This window comes from Cognaticolwellia aestuarii (genome assembly GCF_002000025.1).
Lineage (GTDB): Bacteria > Pseudomonadota > Gammaproteobacteria > Enterobacterales > Alteromonadaceae > Cognaticolwellia > Cognaticolwellia aestuarii.
The window spans coordinates 461702-477999 of sequence record NZ_MUZV01000001.1; the positions used below are offsets into that span (position 1 = coordinate 461702).

General features: G+C 39.5%; 21 protein-coding genes. 7 read left to right on the top strand and 14 right to left on the bottom strand.

What is annotated here, in order from left to right:
• Positions 1-7: 7 nt before the first annotated feature.
• Positions 8-574: a chorismate--pyruvate lyase family protein gene (locus tag B0169_RS19085; protein WP_143323436.1), complete on the bottom strand. Its 567-nt coding sequence runs from the start codon at positions 572-574 to the stop codon at positions 8-10.
• Positions 575-806: 232 nt separating this feature from the next.
• Between B0169_RS19085 and B0169_RS02075 the strand changes: the two genes are divergently transcribed.
• Complete coding sequence (locus B0169_RS02075) at positions 807-1187, top strand: flagellar basal body-associated protein FliL (protein WP_077284196.1); 381 nt, start codon at positions 807-809, stop codon at positions 1185-1187.
• A gap of 60 nt (positions 1188-1247) precedes the next feature.
• Here the strand turns inward: B0169_RS02075 and glpG are convergent, their stop codons facing one another.
• From glpG to B0169_RS02095, 4 genes are read right to left on the bottom strand one after another with little or no spacing between them, the layout of a single operon-like run.
• Entirely contained in the window at positions 1248-2114 is an 867-nt protein-coding gene (gene glpG / locus B0169_RS02080) for a rhomboid family intramembrane serine protease GlpG (protein ID WP_077284198.1), read from the bottom strand.
• Positions 2114-2446 (bottom strand): thiosulfate sulfurtransferase GlpE, encoded by a 333-nt coding sequence (gene glpE / locus B0169_RS02085; RefSeq protein WP_077284200.1) that lies wholly within the window; start codon positions 2444-2446, stop codon positions 2114-2116. Before glpE ends, glpG begins: the two co-directional genes overlap by 1 nt.
• Before the next feature lie 6 nt (positions 2447-2452).
• Entirely contained in the window at positions 2453-3478 is a 1026-nt protein-coding gene (tdh, locus tag B0169_RS02090; protein ID WP_077284202.1) for an L-threonine 3-dehydrogenase, read from the bottom strand.
• Between the two features lie 2 nt (positions 3479-3480).
• A complete protein-coding gene (locus B0169_RS02095) occupies positions 3481-4695 on the bottom strand; it encodes a glycine C-acetyltransferase (RefSeq protein WP_077284204.1) in 1215 nt (404 codons plus the stop codon).
• 177 nt (positions 4696-4872) lie between these two features.
• Here B0169_RS02095 and B0169_RS02100 point away from each other — a divergent pair, with 177 nt between their 5' ends.
• Entirely contained in the window at positions 4873-5304 is a 432-nt protein-coding gene (locus B0169_RS02100; RefSeq protein ID WP_077284206.1) for an Lrp/AsnC family transcriptional regulator, read from the top strand.
• On the opposite strand, the gene B0169_RS02105 is transcribed toward B0169_RS02100, so the two are convergent.
• The gene (locus B0169_RS02105; RefSeq protein ID WP_077284208.1) at positions 5301-6095 is read right to left on the bottom strand and encodes a serine aminopeptidase domain-containing protein; all 795 of its coding nucleotides are present in this window, start codon (positions 6093-6095) and stop codon (positions 5301-5303) included. The two genes, B0169_RS02100 and B0169_RS02105, sit on opposite strands and share 4 nt — an antisense overlap.
• A gap of 179 nt (positions 6096-6274) precedes the next feature.
• Here B0169_RS02105 and waaA point away from each other — a divergent pair, with 179 nt between their 5' ends.
• Positions 6275-7567 carry a lipid IV(A) 3-deoxy-D-manno-octulosonic acid transferase gene (waaA, locus tag B0169_RS02110; protein ID WP_077284210.1) on the top strand — a complete coding sequence of 431 codons (1293 nt, stop codon included), beginning with the start codon at positions 6275-6277 and terminating at the stop codon, positions 7565-7567.
• 18 nt (positions 7568-7585) lie between these two features.
• On the opposite strand, the gene B0169_RS02115 is transcribed toward waaA, so the two are convergent.
• From B0169_RS02115 to B0169_RS02125, 3 genes are all read right to left on the bottom strand, one after another.
• Positions 7586-8185 (bottom strand): PepSY domain-containing protein, encoded by a 600-nt coding sequence (locus B0169_RS02115; RefSeq protein ID WP_077284212.1) that lies wholly within the window; start codon positions 8183-8185, stop codon positions 7586-7588.
• Positions 8186-8269: 84 nt separating this feature from the next.
• On the bottom strand, positions 8270-8713 hold the full coding sequence (locus B0169_RS02120) for an NUDIX domain-containing protein (protein ID WP_158077033.1): 444 nt from the start codon (positions 8711-8713) through the stop codon (positions 8270-8272).
• A 22-nt stretch (positions 8714-8735) separates the two neighbouring features.
• The gene (locus tag B0169_RS02125; RefSeq protein ID WP_077284216.1) at positions 8736-9824 is read right to left on the bottom strand and encodes a glycosyltransferase family 9 protein; all 1089 of its coding nucleotides are present in this window, start codon (positions 9822-9824) and stop codon (positions 8736-8738) included.
• A gap of 48 nt (positions 9825-9872) precedes the next feature.
• Between B0169_RS02125 and B0169_RS02130 the strand changes: the two genes are divergently transcribed.
• A complete protein-coding gene (locus B0169_RS02130; RefSeq protein WP_235838435.1) occupies positions 9873-10628 on the top strand; it encodes a 3-deoxy-D-manno-octulosonic acid kinase in 756 nt (251 codons plus the stop codon).
• Positions 10629-10673: 45 nt separating this feature from the next.
• On the opposite strand, the gene B0169_RS02135 is transcribed toward B0169_RS02130, so the two are convergent.
• A complete protein-coding gene (locus tag B0169_RS02135) occupies positions 10674-11330 on the bottom strand; it encodes a TetR/AcrR family transcriptional regulator (protein ID WP_077284218.1) in 657 nt (218 codons plus the stop codon).
• A 171-nt stretch (positions 11331-11501) separates the two neighbouring features.
• On the opposite strand from B0169_RS02135, the gene B0169_RS02140 reads away from it, so the two are divergent.
• Complete coding sequence (locus B0169_RS02140) at positions 11502-11894, top strand: nuclear transport factor 2 family protein (protein WP_077284220.1); 393 nt, start codon at positions 11502-11504, stop codon at positions 11892-11894.
• 68 nt (positions 11895-11962) lie between these two features.
• A complete protein-coding gene (coaD, locus tag B0169_RS02145) occupies positions 11963-12457 on the top strand; it encodes a pantetheine-phosphate adenylyltransferase (protein ID WP_077284222.1) in 495 nt (164 codons plus the stop codon).
• Positions 12458-12613: 156 nt separating this feature from the next.
• Here coaD and B0169_RS02150 read toward each other — a convergent pair whose 3' ends face one another.
• Positions 12614-12937 carry a hypothetical protein gene (locus B0169_RS02150; RefSeq protein ID WP_077284224.1) on the bottom strand — a complete coding sequence of 108 codons (324 nt, stop codon included), beginning with the start codon at positions 12935-12937 and terminating at the stop codon, positions 12614-12616.
• A 406-nt stretch (positions 12938-13343) separates the two neighbouring features.
• Here B0169_RS02150 and B0169_RS02155 point away from each other — a divergent pair, with 406 nt between their 5' ends.
• Positions 13344-13907 carry a class I SAM-dependent methyltransferase gene (locus B0169_RS02155; protein ID WP_235838436.1) on the top strand — a complete coding sequence of 188 codons (564 nt, stop codon included), beginning with the start codon at positions 13344-13346 and terminating at the stop codon, positions 13905-13907.
• Between the two features lie 18 nt (positions 13908-13925).
• Here B0169_RS02155 and mutM read toward each other — a convergent pair whose 3' ends face one another.
• From mutM to B0169_RS02170, 3 genes are read right to left on the bottom strand one after another with little or no spacing between them, the layout of a single operon-like run.
• Positions 13926-14792 (bottom strand): bifunctional DNA-formamidopyrimidine glycosylase/DNA-(apurinic or apyrimidinic site) lyase, encoded by an 867-nt coding sequence (gene mutM / locus B0169_RS02160; protein ID WP_077284226.1) that lies wholly within the window; start codon positions 14790-14792, stop codon positions 13926-13928.
• Positions 14793-14814: 22 nt separating this feature from the next.
• On the bottom strand, positions 14815-15699 hold the full coding sequence (locus tag B0169_RS02165) for an ATP-grasp domain-containing protein (RefSeq protein WP_077284228.1): 885 nt from the start codon (positions 15697-15699) through the stop codon (positions 14815-14817).
• Between the two features lie 41 nt (positions 15700-15740).
• A complete protein-coding gene (locus B0169_RS02170; RefSeq protein ID WP_077284230.1) occupies positions 15741-16241 on the bottom strand; it encodes a hypothetical protein in 501 nt (166 codons plus the stop codon).
• Between the last annotated feature and the right edge of the window lie 57 nt (positions 16242-16298).

Genomic DNA, 16298 nt, shown 5'->3' on the forward strand with positions numbered 1-16298 from the left:
TGCCCTTTTATTTCAGATATGCCATCGCACCGGGTAAAAAAACTTCAGCTACCATCAGTGGCTTAGCATCCAAGACAAATACCGAACGACGACCCCATAGTGGTTGCTGATGTGTCGGCATTGCTAAGTAATTAACCAAATTAGCAACACTCGACTGTGCATTAAACGCTGTTACTTCAATTTTTTTACGTAATAAATCAGGGTGATTAAACAGCACCTGCCCTAAAGATTGTGTTCCTAAATGCGCTAATTGTTGCTGCTCACCGGTTAAAGAACTAAGTGGCAATAAGCTACGAGCAAATACGTGTGGAACATCATCACAATATAATAACACTTCTCGCACCAGCACTTGCTCTCCGGCAATAATATCGTCATTCGCCTCAGCCGCACCACAGGCAATAATTTCTTGACCTAGCACTTCAACACGAAAGTCTTGGCAATGCGCCTTTAAACGGGCGGTTAATGAACTCGGATCAAGTAACCAATCACGTAAATGGTCAGAAAGTGTCTGGAGATCTGGCGACTGCCAATTGGCGAGCATTTGCACGGGAAATAATGAATGTTCTGTTGTCATACCTGAAAACTATTTAACGAAAAACGAGCTATGATAGCGTTTAGCATAACAAAAATACAGCTTACTCCGTGTAATCAATAACGATTAGCTGATTATTAATAAAGTTAAATTTTCTTTATAAAATCATGAATACTTTAAAAATAGCCAAATAATACAGCGCTTGATCAAAATTCGCGTTATCATTTAATATCACCAATATGTTTAACTAACTTCCTAATTTGAGTTCTAGTGTATGAAAACATCCATTATTTTATTGTTAGTACTACTGGGTTCACCTTTTGCTAAAGCAGCTGATTACGCTTACTTTGGCTTTGAACCTTCTATTGTTACTAACTATGTCGCAGTGAAGAAAAAAATGGGCTATGTACGCTTAACCGTAGAGCTTATGATTGAAGACGCTTCAAATTACGATATTGTTGAACATCATGCACCCTTATTACGCGATGCCATTATTAACATTATTGGTCAGCAGCCGGAGTCAAAAGTAAAATCAATCAATGGCCGTCATGAAATACAACGATTATGCGAAGAAAGAGTTAAACAATTACTAGAGAAAGAAACTGGCAAGCCATTAATTAAAAAGCTTTTATTTACTCAATGGCTCGATAATTAAGCGTTTATAACACACCCGTTAATTGCACAACTAAGTGCGCTGAGAACACACCCAAGATTATTAATGCGTGTGTTTTTTTGTTTTTAAAACCTGAAACAAAGCCAGCAAACAGCCACTAATTAAACCTAATAAATGCGCGGTATTAGCGACATTTATCGGCATTAAACTGGTATAGCCAAGTAATAACCAAAACAACATAAAGCCGATAATAGGTTTTGACAGTGACAGGCCTTTTTCAGGCATTAGCCAGCCCATCCACCAAACATAACCAACCAGTGCATATACCACGCCCGATAAGCCACCAAAATTAGGACCATCAACCAGAAACTGGCCAACGTTAGATACTACCGCAGAAACGACTAATAAATTCAATAGGCTAAATTTTCCGCTTACCTGCTCTATAGACCCGCCCAACTGCCACCACCACATCGTATTAAAAACAAGATGAAGCCATGAAAAGTGAAAAAAAGCGGGTCCTAATAAACGATGAGGTGCTGCTAGCACCGAATCAATACTTAATTGTGGATAAAACTGTAAGTGATGAAATACAACATTACCCCAGCCGAAGTTACTGGCAAGAAACACCAGCCAGCAAGCTGCGAAAACGATTAAAGTCACTAAGCCCGCATGTGAGAAAAACTGGCTTTTAAAGCTACTCGTCAAAGTAGGAAAACTTGAACTAACCTTAGTTACATCACCATTTTGCCAAGCAGCTTGTTGGTACTTCGCTTGATCAGGCTGATGAATAAATTGTTCAAACTCTTGTTGCGCAAAATCATGCTTGTCTGACTGACAATAGATAACGTAGCCATCATCGGCTTTTTCAACTTGCGTTTGAATCTGTAAGGTTTTCAGGTAATCACAAAAGAGTAACGCAATACTATGTTGCGTTACTTTTACTAATGGTTGCAATTCATTGTTTAGCATTAACGGTCAACAGCATCCGGGTACTGTAATTGCCAATCAGTAAAACCACCGTCAAGTGAATACACCTCAGTGAAATCTTGACTGATCAGAAACTGTGCTGCCTGTTGACTTGAAATACCGTGATAGCAACAAACAACTACAGGTGCGTCAAAATCAGCATCACGTAAAAAATCAGGTAAGCTTTCATTGCTTAAATGTAAAGCGTTAGGAATATGGCCAGCTTGATATGACGCTGGGTCGCGAATGTCAACTACCACATGTGATTCATCAGCTAATACACTATGCAGCTCACTGATTTGCATATGTTTAAAATTCTCTTCGCTACTTGCCATTATTCATTATTCCCAATTTAAGATAACTTTGCCTGAATGTCCTGAGCGCATGATATCAAAACCTTGCTGAAAATCATCAATATTAAAGTGATGAGTGATAATTGGCGTTAAATCTAAGCCCGATTGAATCAAGCTGGCCATTTTATACCACGTTTCAAACATTTCTCGGCCGTAAATACCTTTAATGGTTAAACCTTTAAATATCACTTGGCTCCAATCAATCGCCATGTCTTGTCCAGGAATACCTAGCATGGCAATTTTTCCGCCATTATTCATATTCGCTAACATATCTGTAAATGCCGATGGCACGCCCGACATTTCCATACCAACATCGAAACCTTCTGTCATGCCTAGATCAGCCATGACATCGGTTAACTTTTCTTTGCTAACGTCAACCGCGCGCGTTGCGCCCATTTGACGGGCTAGGTCTAAACGGTATTCGTTAACATCGGTAATAACCACATGACGTGCACCTACATGCTTAGCCACAGCTGCCGCCATAATGCCAATGGGTCCAGCACCAGTGATCAAAACGTCTTCACCAACAAGATCAAATGATAATGCGGTATGCACAGCATTACCAAATGGGTCAAAAATAGCGGCTAAATCATCAGAAATTTCATCGGGTAATTTAAAGGCGTTAAAAGCAGGAATAACTAAATACTCAGCGAATGAACCTTCACGATTAACACCAACACCAACGGTATTACGGCATAAATGTGTACGGCCACCACGACAATTACGACAATGGCCGCAAGTAATATGACCTTCACCAGAAACTCGGTCACCTAAGGCAAAACCACGAACTTCTTGGCCAATACCAACCACTTCGCCGGCATATTCATGACCTACAACCATAGGTACCGGAATAGTTTTTTGTGACCATTCATCCCAGTTGTAAATATGAATATCAGTACCACAAATAGCGGTTTTTTTAATTTTGATTAACAGGTCATTATGTCCTAACTCAGGCTTAGGAGAGTCAGTCATCCAAATACCCGGTTCTGCCTTTAATTTTGCTAAAGCTTTCATGATTAACCCTCAATCACTTTCATTTCTTTGCCGATACGGATAAAGGCTTCAATCGCTTTATCTAATTCAGCTTTCGTGTGAGCAGCAGAAATTTGCGTACGAATACGCGCTTGGCCTTTTGGTACTACAGGGAATGAGAAACCAATAACATAAATACCTTCTGCTAATAAGCGATCAGCCATAGCACTTGCCACTTTCGCATCACCTAACATCACTGGCACAATAGCGTGGTCTGCACCAGCACAAGTAAAGCCAGCCGCTTCCATTTGTGTTCTAAAATATGAAGCATTGTCTTTCAAGGTTTTACGTAACTCGTCACCATCGGCTAATAAATCAATCACCTTAATTGATGCATTAACAATTGCAGGCGCTAAAGAGTTTGAGAATAAGTAAGGACGTGAACGTTGACGTAACCATTCAACCACTTCTTTTTTAGCCGCAGTATAACCGCCAGACGCACCACCCATCGCTTTACCTAAAGTACCAGTAATAATATCGACACGGCCCATAACATCGCAATATTCATGGCTGCCACGGCCTTGTTCACCAACAAAACCCACAGCATGTGAATCATCAACCATGACCATGGCGTTGTATTTATCAGCTAAATCGCAAACCGCTTTCAAGTTGGCAATAACACCGTCCATTGAAAATACGCCGTCAGTGGCTATTAGCTTGAAACGCGCTCCAGCTTCATCAGCTTCAATTAAACGTGCTTCAAGTTCTGCGGCGTCATTATTTGCATAACGAAAACGCTTGGCTTTACATAAACGCACGCCATCAATAATTGATGCATGGTTTAACGAGTCAGAAATAATCGCATCTTCAGGGCCTAATAATGTTTCAAACAAGCCAGCATTGGCGTCAAAACAAGAAGAATACAAAATAGTATCTTCCATACCTAAAAACGCGCTTAATTTTTGCTCTAAGGTCTTATGAATATCTTGCGTACCACAAATAAAACGTACTGACGCCATGCCAAAACCATGCTCATCTAAGCCTTCTTTAGCCGCTGCGATTAAGCTTGGGTGATTGGCTAAACCTAAATAGTTATTGGCACAAAAATTCACTACATCTTCACCGGTGTTAACCGCTATTTGTGGTTGTTGAGCGGTGGTGATTATACGTTCAGCTTTATATAAACCATCTTCTTTAACTTGGTTTATTTGCGCAGTTAAATGGTCATAAAAGTTATTAGTGCTAGCAGAATCGGTCACGGTAATTCCTTAAAAAGTAAGAGTCTTGCAATCATCGTATTATCAGCCTAGACGACTCAACAAGAAAAGTGACATTACTTAGTAATTTGTCATTTTTAGTAGTCAAATTGACATGTAGATATGTCAAAGTGTAATATCCAAGGTGTTTTTTTGCCTACTACCACTCAGGACTAGCATTTGTTATTAACTGAAAAAGATGAAGAGTTATTATCTATATTGCGCTTAAATGCCCGCGCTAGTGTCTCTGATATGGCGAGAGCTACGGGTGTGTCGCGAACAGCAATACAAAATAGGCTAACTAAACTTGAAAATAACAATGTTATCGAAGGCTACAGTGTTGTTTTAGGTAGTGAATATACTAGCGGATTAATTTCTTCGAATGTTTCATTAAAAGTAAACCCTAACCTTAGAAAAACTATTTGCTTGGCGTTAAGAAAAGTGCATCAAATTAGCCATATTTATTCTATCAGTGGCGAGTATGATTTATTAGTTACTATTCAAGCTGCTACACTAGAAAAACTCAGTGAAGTACTGAATATGGTGTGTTCACTTGAAGGCGTAGCAAGAACAAACTCCTCGATCATTCTTGATACTATATTTGAACGCTAATGGTCTTTAAGTGTATTGCGCAGCCAAGTTGCAACATGCTCATTAAGGTACGGTTGTTGCTTTAATAATTGATAAGCGGAAAGATCACCTTTTAATACTTGTAAGACAGTATTTTTATCAACACTCCAGTCAAATAACTCTTTAGCATTAAGCATTGCCTCTGTTTGATGTTTGGAGCTAAGCAAATAAATAGGCATGTCATTTAACTGTTTAAATTGCTCTTTGTCGGCAGGGCTTAGTTCTGGTGCAAACATCACAATACTGTTTATGGCATTTGTTTCTGCCAAATAAATTGCCTGATTACTACTGCAACCACTGGTTACCACGCTAATAGCTTGTTGATTACCCAAAGCTTGTTGCATATAGTGCAATGCGCTAAGCACATCTTTTTGCCAATGTAACATCAAGCCAGCTAACTGACCTTGATAACTAACAATATCCTCACTTTGCCGTCTAATTTTTTGCTCAGAAAAGAGTTCACTTTGACTATCGCCATAACCCCGCAAGTCAAGTGCTAAAACAGTAAGCCCTTGCTTAACAAGTGCAGCATACAAGGGTTGATAATCTTGAGCTGAATGTTGACAGTCATGCAAAAATAGCACGCCACTAGCGCTAGGGGCCGCAGAGAAAAGCTGCGCCGAGAGCGTAAATTGATCGGCTGTGGTTATCTCGACAGTTTTTTCAGCAAGCGCTTGAGCATATAAAAATGGTGCAACACTCAATAGCATCAATGCAACAAGCAAGCCTCGAATTGCATAACTAACGTTGCTCAGTACAATTTTTTTTAACACTTTCTTAGCTTCTCCCGAATAGCCTATTGCTAGTTAACTTTATATTGTTACGGCGAAGGTATCTAACAAAATATGGTTAAAAAGTATGCCATATCACTGTTTTATATCTTGCTTGATTTTTTTAAGCAACTTATTAGGTATACTCTCCGATATTGATTACCGATTTTTGAGCTTGTTAAGTGCGCTTTATTCTTGCTTTAGTGTTATACCAATTATTATTCCTACTCTTAACACCACTACTTTTGGTGGTGTTACTGCTACGCTCAATTAATCATCGAGCTTATCGGCAACGCTTATTAGAACGCCTTGGATTTACTTCAAGCGCACTGCAACCTGGTGGTATTATTGTGCATGCAGCCAGTGTTGGTGAGGTGATCGCTTTAAAACCTTTTATTACCGAACTACTTAATAATTATACTGATTTACCGATCACGGTAACCACATTTACGCCAACGGGTTCAGCACAAGTAAAAAAATTATTTTCCGATAAAGTGCAGCATTGCTACTTGCCCCTAGACAATATTTTTTCTACGCAGGTATTTTTAGCACGCTTAAAGCCTAAAGTGATGATTTTTATGGAAACTGAGTTATGGCCGAACATCATAGCTCAATGTCAAAAGCAGCAAATAAAATTACTCTTAATCAACGGACGATTATCAGACAAATCCATGCGTAGCTACCAAAAAATTGCTTGGTTGATCACGCCAACGATTCAACGTTTTGACAAAATATTAACGCAAAGCCAAGTTAATCAAGATAATTATCTCGCTATGGGCGCGAGCGCTAAACATTGCGAGTTATCAGGTAATTTGAAGTTTGATATTAGCGTTAATCTTGATGTGGCAGCTAAACAGCAGGAACTCGCGAGTTTAATTAGCCAACAACGCAAAGTCTGGCTAATTGCCAGTACACACCCCGGTGACGAAGTATTAGCATTACAAGCCTTTGCACAAATAAAACAACAACAGCATGATGCCCTATTGATCATAGTGCCTCGCCACCCTGAACGCTTTGATCAAGTAGCAAAGCTAGCACAAACTGATGGTTATCAAGTAGTTAAACGCAGCACTCAACACTCAGTAACTCAACAAACGGATGTTTGGATCATCGATACTTTGGGTGAATTACTTGCAACATGTGCACTAGCCGACGTTGTGACAATGGGGGGAAGTTTTAACGAAATTGGCGGTCATAACCCATTAGAGCCAGCATTATTTAAAAAACCAGTGATCGTTGGCCCAAATATGAGCAATTTTAGCGAAATTTTACTGCAGCTAAAGTCTGAGCAAGCTATAGTGCAAATTGCTGAGAATGAAAATATGTCGCAAACTTTAGCAGATGAAGTGCTGGCTTTATTTAGCCATGAAAACAACGCACAACGCGTGGGTGAAAATGGCTATAAAGTTGTACAAGCCAACCAAGGCGCTACCGCCCGTTCATTAACGGCTCTACAAACATTATTACGCGTATAGACTTAATATTTACCCTCTTTAAACGCGTTTTTTAACATATAACCTGACACCTAAAACCGTTAGCGAGAGCAATAGAATCAGTCCTAAAATACCGAGACACTGATCAAGTACCTTATGGCCTGTCCACTGTAAATAGTGAATTTTATACAACAAGTTGATCAACGCAGTATCTTGACCTTTTTGGCTTAATCTAAGATTCTTCCAATCAAGCTTTATCTCGACACCTGTACTTGTTAAAGCCGACAGGCCATTAACGCTTACTATATCACCGTACCTGTTACTGCCATTAAAAGCATCACGCAATAATGCTTTAAATGCTTGCTCGGATGGTGGCGCTTTATCTACTAACGATTCTGGCGCTAAGTGCATGGTTTTATCTGCTGTTTTTACTAATAAATGCTCACCTAAAATGGTATTCACTAAGCTGACTTTTTGCCAGTCACTCTTTGGGCTGATCGTAAACGAATCATTCAATGGATAGGTTTTAATTGTCAGTGACTCATAAGCCGCTTGATAACCAGGTTTGATAAAAAATATCATACCGGTGATAGTCCACCCCAACATAGGTAGGACTAAAATCAGACCAATTATTTTGTGTAGTTTGTTACTTTTAATCACATTAAGCTTCTTTTTAAGGAGTAAAAAGGCATGACATTTATCGTAAAAGCCAATATTTTTAGATAATTATTACTATAAAGCGGCTTAGGCTTTTAAGCGCTCTTGTGCTATTTCTTTAATACAAACAGGCGTAGAAAAGTCAGCTTGGCTATCTAACGCCAGCGGGATTAACCATTGTAAATTCGGAATGATATTTTTCGGTATTGCCGATACTTTCATAATATGTATTTCTTCTGCTTCCATGGTTTTAGCACTTAACGCTAAATCAGTGCGTGCAAAATAAAGATCAACATCATAACTATTTTCACGAAATACGTTAGCAAAGCATTGCCAATCGGCTGGTTGCGTTATTACTCCCGTTTCTTCAGCGCACTCTCTTACCATCGCATCAATCGAAGTTTCATTCGCTTCAACTTTTCCGCCAATGCCATTAAATAAACCACGTTGCCATTGCGGATTTATTTTTTTAATCAAGACAATCTGAGCACTATCTGCAGAAAATAAAAAACCCGTAACATATTTTTTCACAGCTATTTCCTTTGCTGACTTTTTATAGCAACTCACTATAGTTATCATGAATAACTCGGTCGATAGTTCTTTTTACGTCAGTGATGCTGATCTGCATCATCAAGTCTTTACCTTTCGCGCGAGTTCCCCACGGCACTTGCTCAGCAGTTTTTTTATACTGACGCTGTATTGCTGATTCATAAGCACTTACCACATACTGGGGATATAAATAAGGCCCTGTACGTTTAGGGTTACTGTGAGCATATAATCCAACAACCGGTGTCTCTACGGTAACGGCCATATGCGCAGGGCCGGTATCGGGTGCCACAACGAGATGTGCAAGCTTTAATACTGCCAACAGTTGCTTTAAGCTCGTTTGGCCAACCAAGTTTTGTATTTTGTTACCGCTTTGGCTCAAGTTGCTCCGGCTGATTATTGCTTCAGCAAGTAATTTCTCCATGGTGGTCGGCCCACCGCATATCACCACTTTAAAGCCACGAGCATTTAAATGTTCAGCTGCCTGTGAATAGCCTTCAGCATGCCAGTTACGTTCAGCTTTGCTGGCAGCTGGGCAAATAACCGCGATCGGTTTACCTGCAGCATTTTCTGCACTAAGCTTTTCACTCGCCCACAGTTGCTCACTATCGGTCAATGGCATATGCCATAATGGCTCAGTTACCATTAAGCCGAGAGCTTCGGCAAAGCCCATAAAACCATCCAAAACATGAGGTTGAGCTTGTGCAGCTATTTTTTTATTCGTAAATAACCCCTGTGCTTCTTTGGCTCTTTGATTATCAAAGCCAATTTTTACTTTTGCTGGAATACACAAACTTGCAAGACTGGCACGCAACGCCACTTGCATATGCAATAAAATATCGAATTGTCGATCTTTAAGCTGTTCTCGCAGATCACGGTAGCCTTTTAAGCCAGCTTTTTTGTCAAAAATGACAAATTCGACACCTTCCATACCAAGTAACAGGCTAGCTTCTATTTTACCTATCACCCAAGTGATTTTAGTCTCAGGCCATTGTCGTTGAATATTTTGCACCATAGCTACGGCATGACATACGTCACCAATGGCTGATAATCGCAATAAACATAAATTTTTCGGAGCAGATAATTGACCCAGCATAAAGGATTCACCACAATAGGAGCAGAAATATAATATAGGCCTATTATCTTGAACCAGCCCGCAATTGTAAAACCCTGTCACGAAAAAACTTTTCAACAAGGCAATATTTACTGCCAATATGACAGCGATGAAATAACCTCTTTTTTACCAGACATGCTTAACAGTGAATATTGGCAAGAGAAAAATGCCATTGTTGGCAGTGCACAAGGACGCGGTACCACATGGTTTATCGCGAGCAAAAATGCCGATAACGTTGAGCGTCACTGGGTCTTGCGTCATTACTATCGCGGGGGCTTAATTGGCAAAGTTATTCATGATCAATACTTATTTACTGGATACAAAAATACTCGTGCAGCGCGTGAGTTTGCCCTGTTAACCTCAATGCGTGCCTTAGGTTTGCCAGCGCCCAAACCTATCGCTTTTCGTGTGATGAGACAGGGGTTATTTTACCGTGCTGATTTGCTGTCATCACGTATCGATAATGCTCAGGATTTAGTCGGCATGCTTAGTAAAGCACCAATTCGTGGTAGCCTTTGGCAGGAAATAGGCAAAGTAATTAAATCTTTCCATCAACGGGGAATTTACCATCATGATTTGAATGCTCATAACATTTTAGTTGATGATGCAAATAAGGTTTGGTTGATCGACTTTGATCAAGGTGAGCAACGAGCAAAGCAAAATCAATGGCCTGAAGAGAATATGGCCAGGTTACTGAGATCTTTTCGCAAAGAACAGCAAAGAGTAACGAACTTTCAGTGGGCTGAAAAAAACTGGCAAGCGCTATTAAACGGTTACCAGTCTTAACATTTAAGCGCTTACAACACGCTTAAAATACCATTACAAGAAGGCTTATTGCGCTGCTAAGCTGTCTTGGCAGCGTTGACGATACATTGCGCGTGCTTCTAAAAACTCTTCTTTTGCAGAGTCACTGATATAGGGTTGGATAATCACTAAAATTTTCAGTACGCCTTGATAAAATACAGCATCATTAATTTCATTTTCATTATTTTGCGTTTGATAGAAGCTTAACCAAAAGGTATTTACTAAACGCAAAATACTAACAATATCGGGTAAGTCTTCGTCTAAAAACTCCATCATATTAGCATCACGTAAAGACATTAATAACTCACTGACGCGTTGTGCAATAAAGCCCTGTACTTCAACATATTTATCATGCAATAAGGGGTTTTTTGCCAACAATACCGGTAAGTTGCTGTAAAAAAATCGAAACTTCATTAAGGTTTGAAACACCGCGTCCATATATAAAATAATAGCATCAAGTGGTTTCACGTCAGGACTGACTTCAGGCATAGTATCGATCAATAAATTACGTGCATACTCTTCATATATAGACAGAATAATGTCTTCTTTATTGCGAAAATGATAATAGAGGTTACCAGGGCTGATACCAAGATCGGCAGCAATGTGATTAGTGGTGACATTACGTTCTCCCTGTTCATTAAATAATGCAATGCTGGCTTGAATTATTTTATCCCGAGTTTTCATTGATACTACTTCTTGTATTTGTCGACATATATTTTCACATCATACTATCAAAATTAACTAACATTAAAGTATTTCGAGTAAATACTTTAAGTAACATTAATGTTGACAGCTGTCAGATTTGACGGCATCTTAACTAACAATGAATAAAAATCAATCAAAAGGACGAGAAAAATGCTTAATAATTGGCACACCATGATTAAAAACAAGCAAGTTGATCAAGTATCAACGTTACTTGCAGACAACGTGACCTTGTTTTCACCTGTTATTCATACACCGATACAAGGTCAACAGATGGTCAGCATGTATTTAACCGCAGCTTTTCATACTTTTTTAAATGGTACCTTTAACTACGATAGAGAATTTATTGCAGATAATGCTGCCGTATTAGAGTTCTCCTTAAACATCGACGGTATCGATATCAACGGTATTGACATGATCACGTGGAATGAAGAGGGGAAAATTACCGAGTTTAAAGTCATGATCCGCCCATACAAGGCACTCAATATGATTAATGACCAAATGACCGCCATGTTGGCAACGCTACAACAACAAGCCGTCAAGTAAGATAGCTTTGAATTTAGGTTGCGGGGCATTTACAATAAGATCTTTACACTATTGAAAGCGCTAAAATTATGTCAGTAAAAGCAATTTATCCGGGTACCTTTGATCCTGTCACCAATGGTCATGCCGATTTAATCGAGCGCGCAAGTCGCTTATTTAGTGAGGTTGTGGTTGGTATCGCTGCTAGTCCAAGCAAAAAACCACATTTTGACTTAGCACAACGCGTTGCTTTACTGGAAGAAGTTACTCAGCACTTACCTAATGTTACGATAGTTGGCTTTACTGGCTTATTAATAGACTTTGCCCGTGAACACCAAGCACAAGTGTTAATTCGTGGTTTACGTGCGGTTTCTGACTTTGATTATGAGTTTCAATTAGCGAACATGAATCGCCGTTTAGCACCTGATTTAGAGTCAGTATTTTTAACCCCTGCGGAAAAAAATTCTTTTATTTCTTCAACCTTAGTCAAAGAAGTAGCCTTGCATAATGGCGACGTTGGGCAGTTTGTTCACCCTGTTGTTAAGCAAGCTCTTGAGAATAGCATGCAAATAAAAACAGGAAAATAATTACCGTAAACAAGACTAGTTAGCAATATCTCAGCGTAAAATATAACGTTAGCTATATAAATTGTAGAGGTTATAAAGCTAGATAAATGACCAAAAGTGCGCTCACTCTGTGCGGTGAGCGCTGATGGCATACCTGCAAAAATCCCCTTCTACACGCTAGCGATGTTTGCCATGCTTATTCTTCATGCTCGCCACTTTACGCGCTATAGCCAATAGCTCTGGTGAAATATCATCAGCGCCATCTTTAATTAATTTACTGACATCGCCAGACGAGAAAAATGAACCTCGTTCTGATTTAACACCAAGTGAACGAACAAAATCTTTAGTTTTTCCGGTACTACAGGTGTCAATATACTTAAAAATAACTTGCTCATTAAAGCTTTGCGGCTGCTCTTTTAATGTTGCAATATCTTTTGTCAGTGCGGCAATTTCAGCTTCTAAATTCGCAATAAGTTCGGCAATATTTTCGTAGGGTTTCATACTGTTGTTTGGCTCTTAACAAATAGGGGCTGATAATATCAAAAAACGTTGACCAAAAAGCCAACGTTATTGTTTTCATCAGATTTAAGGGTTTATTATAACGTGAATGCTAAAGAGTAAATAGCGCTAGCTTTTGCTATCGCCCCTGATTCATTATCGGTTTGCTGGCATCAAGAAAAAATCATTAATACTTGAGATGAAAAATGTGCCGATGTTTAGCTAGCTTTAAACACAGTTAATGCTTACTCAGCTTAAATAACACCACCAATACAGCGGCTCTATTATCATGTAAAACAAAGTAGTGATTACATTTTTTATCAATATGCTAAGAATAATAAAAGTAATATCAACAAGTAATGTAAAATTCTCATTTCATTCTTACCTGTCTACTACCTTGGAGTTAACGTTGAAAACGTTCGATATTTTACTACTGATTTTTGTCGCCATTATCGCCCTTTCATTGATTTACCATACCGTGAAGCTAGGCATATCGCCGATGCCAAGCTCAAATACGGCTTATCAAGCAATGCTAGCGCTTGTTAATAACACGGGCACAGGAACGGTTATTGATTTAGGCAGTGGCTGGGGAAATTTTGTTGTTCGTTTAGCCAAGTCTCAACCACAAAGGCAGGTCATTGGCTATGAGCTTTCTTTTATGCCTTGGATTGTCTCAGTCGGACTAAAAAAACTGTTACGCTTACAAAATTTACATTTGTACAGAAAAGACTTTTTTAGTGAAAACTTAGCAAAAGCGTCAGTATTAGTATGCTACTTACACCCTGAAGCGATGACGAAAGTAGCTGAAAAACTTAGCCAAGAACAACCCCAAATAGACTTTTTGATCAGTAATAACTTTGCTTTACCGACAGCGAAGGCAAGTAAAAAGATCACCTTAGATGACTTTTATAAATCACCAATTTACCTGTACAAAATGCCGAAAAAAAGTAGTCAGAGTATACGCCAACATTAAAGTTACTTAGCAGCTTTGTTATTTTTTAGGCGCTTTTTTAGTTGGTGATTTTTTCTTAGGTTTTACTACCGGCATAACCTGACATTGTGGGCAAAATACTGAACTGCGATTCGATTGACGAATTTCTTCCAATACGCTTTGGCAACCATCGCACTTTTCACCTGCTCGGCCGTAAACAAAAAGCTTTTGCGCAAAATAGCCTGGCTTACCATCAGCTTGAGTAAAGTCTTTTAACGTTGTGCCACCTTGTTCAATTGCCGCTGCTAATACTTGCTTAATAATATCAGTGAGTTCGTTAAACTTTTCTTCGCTAATACTATTCACTAAGGTTGCAGGATGAATACTGGCAATAAATAACGCCTCATTAGCATAAATATTACCGACCCCCACCACAACATGGTTATCCATTAAAAAAGTCTTGATTGGCACTTTCCGATTACCTGCTTTAGTAAATAAATGCCCATAGGCAAAATCATCGGTCAGCGGCTCTGGGCCTAATTTGGTGAGTAGGCCCTGCAAATCCTGATGTTCTGGAAACCAAAGTACCGCGCCGAAACGGCGAGGATCATTAAGCCGCAACATTTTGCCGTTATCGAACAGCATTTCAAAATGATCATGCTTAATGTCGGGAGTATCTTGCTCTAAAATACGCACCGAGCCTGACATACCTAAATGCAGTAATAAGGTGCCGTTAGAAAACCTCAACAGCAGATATTTTGAACGACGCTCTATTTTTTCTAAGGTTTTTCCTACCACACTATGTACTTCATCAGGTATCGGCCAACGTAATTTGGCATTACGCACCACTACGTCTGCAACTTTCTGCCCAGCAATATGCGGTGTTATGCCTAAACGACACACTTCTACTTCGGGTAACTCTGGCATCTTAAAATAAGTCCTATTGAGGCTAGTTTTCTGCACTCGCCATACGCGCTACCAGCGCATTAGCAAAACGTTGTGGCGAAGCGGCATCCATATTGAAATATAGTGATGGCTCAATTAATTCAGCTTCCATCAGTGCGAAGCTGTCTTGATAGCGAACAAAATCTATACGCGCATACAGTAACTCACCATGGAGTTTACTAATCGCGTGCATCGTTTTATTTGCTGCCGCTTCCAATACTGGCTCAGGTATTACAGAGAGCAAACCACCGCCGTGCTCTTCTTGTACTCGAAAATCACCTTTAGCTGGTGTTTTTAATATTGCATGACTAAATACACCATTAAAGTAGAACAAAGAGAATTCACCTTCTTGGCAAATATCCGCCATAAAAGGTTGCACCATCAACTCACGATGAGCAAATGCCGCCTTTAGCTCGGCCACTTTATCTTGATAATTGTCCTGAGTTAACCAAAAGGTATTATCAGCATTAGCACTAACTCGTGGTTTTAATACGATTTGCTCAGTATAAAAATGTGAAAAGTAATCGGCAAGGTTGTCAGCATTAAAAGTCTCTGGCCATAATGTCGGTACAATAGTCACGCCATCAGCCTCTAGTTGCGTTAAGTAAATTTTATTAATATTCCACTGCACAACCGCTAAGCTATTTTCTAATCGAGCACTTGACTGTTCAATGCTCTCAAGTACCTTAACAAAGCTCGCCATATCGTCTTGATAATCCCACGGACTACGAATAACCACCACGTCATAATCTGACCAATGCACCGCGCTGTTACGCCACGACACAAGTTCTGTTTGCCATCCTAACGCTAACATAGGCTGATCAATTAAGTCATCATACGCTTCAAAGTCAGCTAAGCTGTCCATGGATAAAATTGCACATTTTCTCATAATTTTACGCTCTCATTGGGCTGTAATAGCTATTAAACCGGCTAATTAGCAAAAATCTCTTGTGGAAATAGCTGACCATACATCTCGATAGGTAACGCCAGCCATTGTTGTGTGTTTTGATTAAAAACCAGTAGTTGCTGTTCAGTAGCATAGACATTTAACTGCAAAGGTTGTGGTTGTCCGGCAATATCTAAGGTCACATTCAAGGCAAATTGTCGGTCAATTTCTGGGGCTTGCATCATAAGCTCTCCACTACTTTGCTGCCACGACATCATCATTTGCTCCAATGCTTGGCCAGCAATACTCGCTGGACGTGCTCGCCATGTACGAGCAATGCGCTCAACGAGTACGACATTCTCTATCGACAACGTCAGTACCACTTGATTTTCCCCAAGGATAGCCAACGCTTGATTGGCATGTATATCCACTTGCTCAGCATCGGGCGAGTAGGTATTTTTATTCACCACATTAATAAGTAAAATGAAGCCCATAACCACAAAAATAATGACATTATTCCAACCGGATTTTGATAATTTAATCATGAGACAACACTAGATTTTTAAATAGGGGATTATCATACGAAAAAATTGAGCTTATTT

Excerpts from the sequence above, each read along its gene's own strand:
- B0169_RS19085 (WP_143323436.1), bottom strand. The coding sequence starts at position 574 with ATGACAACAGAACATTCATTATTTCCCGTGCAAATGCTCGCCAATTGG.
- B0169_RS02075 (WP_077284196.1), top strand. The coding sequence starts at position 807 with ATGAAAACATCCATTATTTTATTGTTAGTACTACTGGGTTCACCTTTT.
- glpG (WP_077284198.1), bottom strand. The coding sequence starts at position 2,114 with ATGCTAAACAATGAATTGCAACCATTAGTAAAAGTAACGCAACATAGT.
- glpE (WP_077284200.1), bottom strand. The coding sequence starts at position 2,446 with ATGGCAAGTAGCGAAGAGAATTTTAAACATATGCAAATCAGTGAGCTG.
- tdh (WP_077284202.1), bottom strand. The coding sequence starts at position 3,478 with ATGAAAGCTTTAGCAAAATTAAAGGCAGAACCGGGTATTTGGATGACT.
- B0169_RS02125 (WP_077284216.1), bottom strand. The coding sequence starts at position 9,824 with ATGCTGGGTCAATTATCTGCTCCGAAAAATTTATGTTTATTGCGATTA.
- B0169_RS02135 (WP_077284218.1), bottom strand. The coding sequence starts at position 11,330 with ATGAAAACTCGGGATAAAATAATTCAAGCCAGCATTGCATTATTTAAT.
- B0169_RS02140 (WP_077284220.1), top strand. The coding sequence starts at position 11,502 with ATGCTTAATAATTGGCACACCATGATTAAAAACAAGCAAGTTGATCAA.
- coaD (WP_077284222.1), top strand. The coding sequence starts at position 11,963 with ATGTCAGTAAAAGCAATTTATCCGGGTACCTTTGATCCTGTCACCAAT.
- B0169_RS02150 (WP_077284224.1), bottom strand. The coding sequence starts at position 12,937 with ATGAAACCCTACGAAAATATTGCCGAACTTATTGCGAATTTAGAAGCT.
- mutM (WP_077284226.1), bottom strand. The coding sequence starts at position 14,792 with ATGCCAGAGTTACCCGAAGTAGAAGTGTGTCGTTTAGGCATAACACCG.
- B0169_RS02165 (WP_077284228.1), bottom strand. The coding sequence starts at position 15,699 with ATGAGAAAATGTGCAATTTTATCCATGGACAGCTTAGCTGACTTTGAA.
- B0169_RS02170 (WP_077284230.1), bottom strand. The coding sequence starts at position 16,241 with ATGATTAAATTATCAAAATCCGGTTGGAATAATGTCATTATTTTTGTG.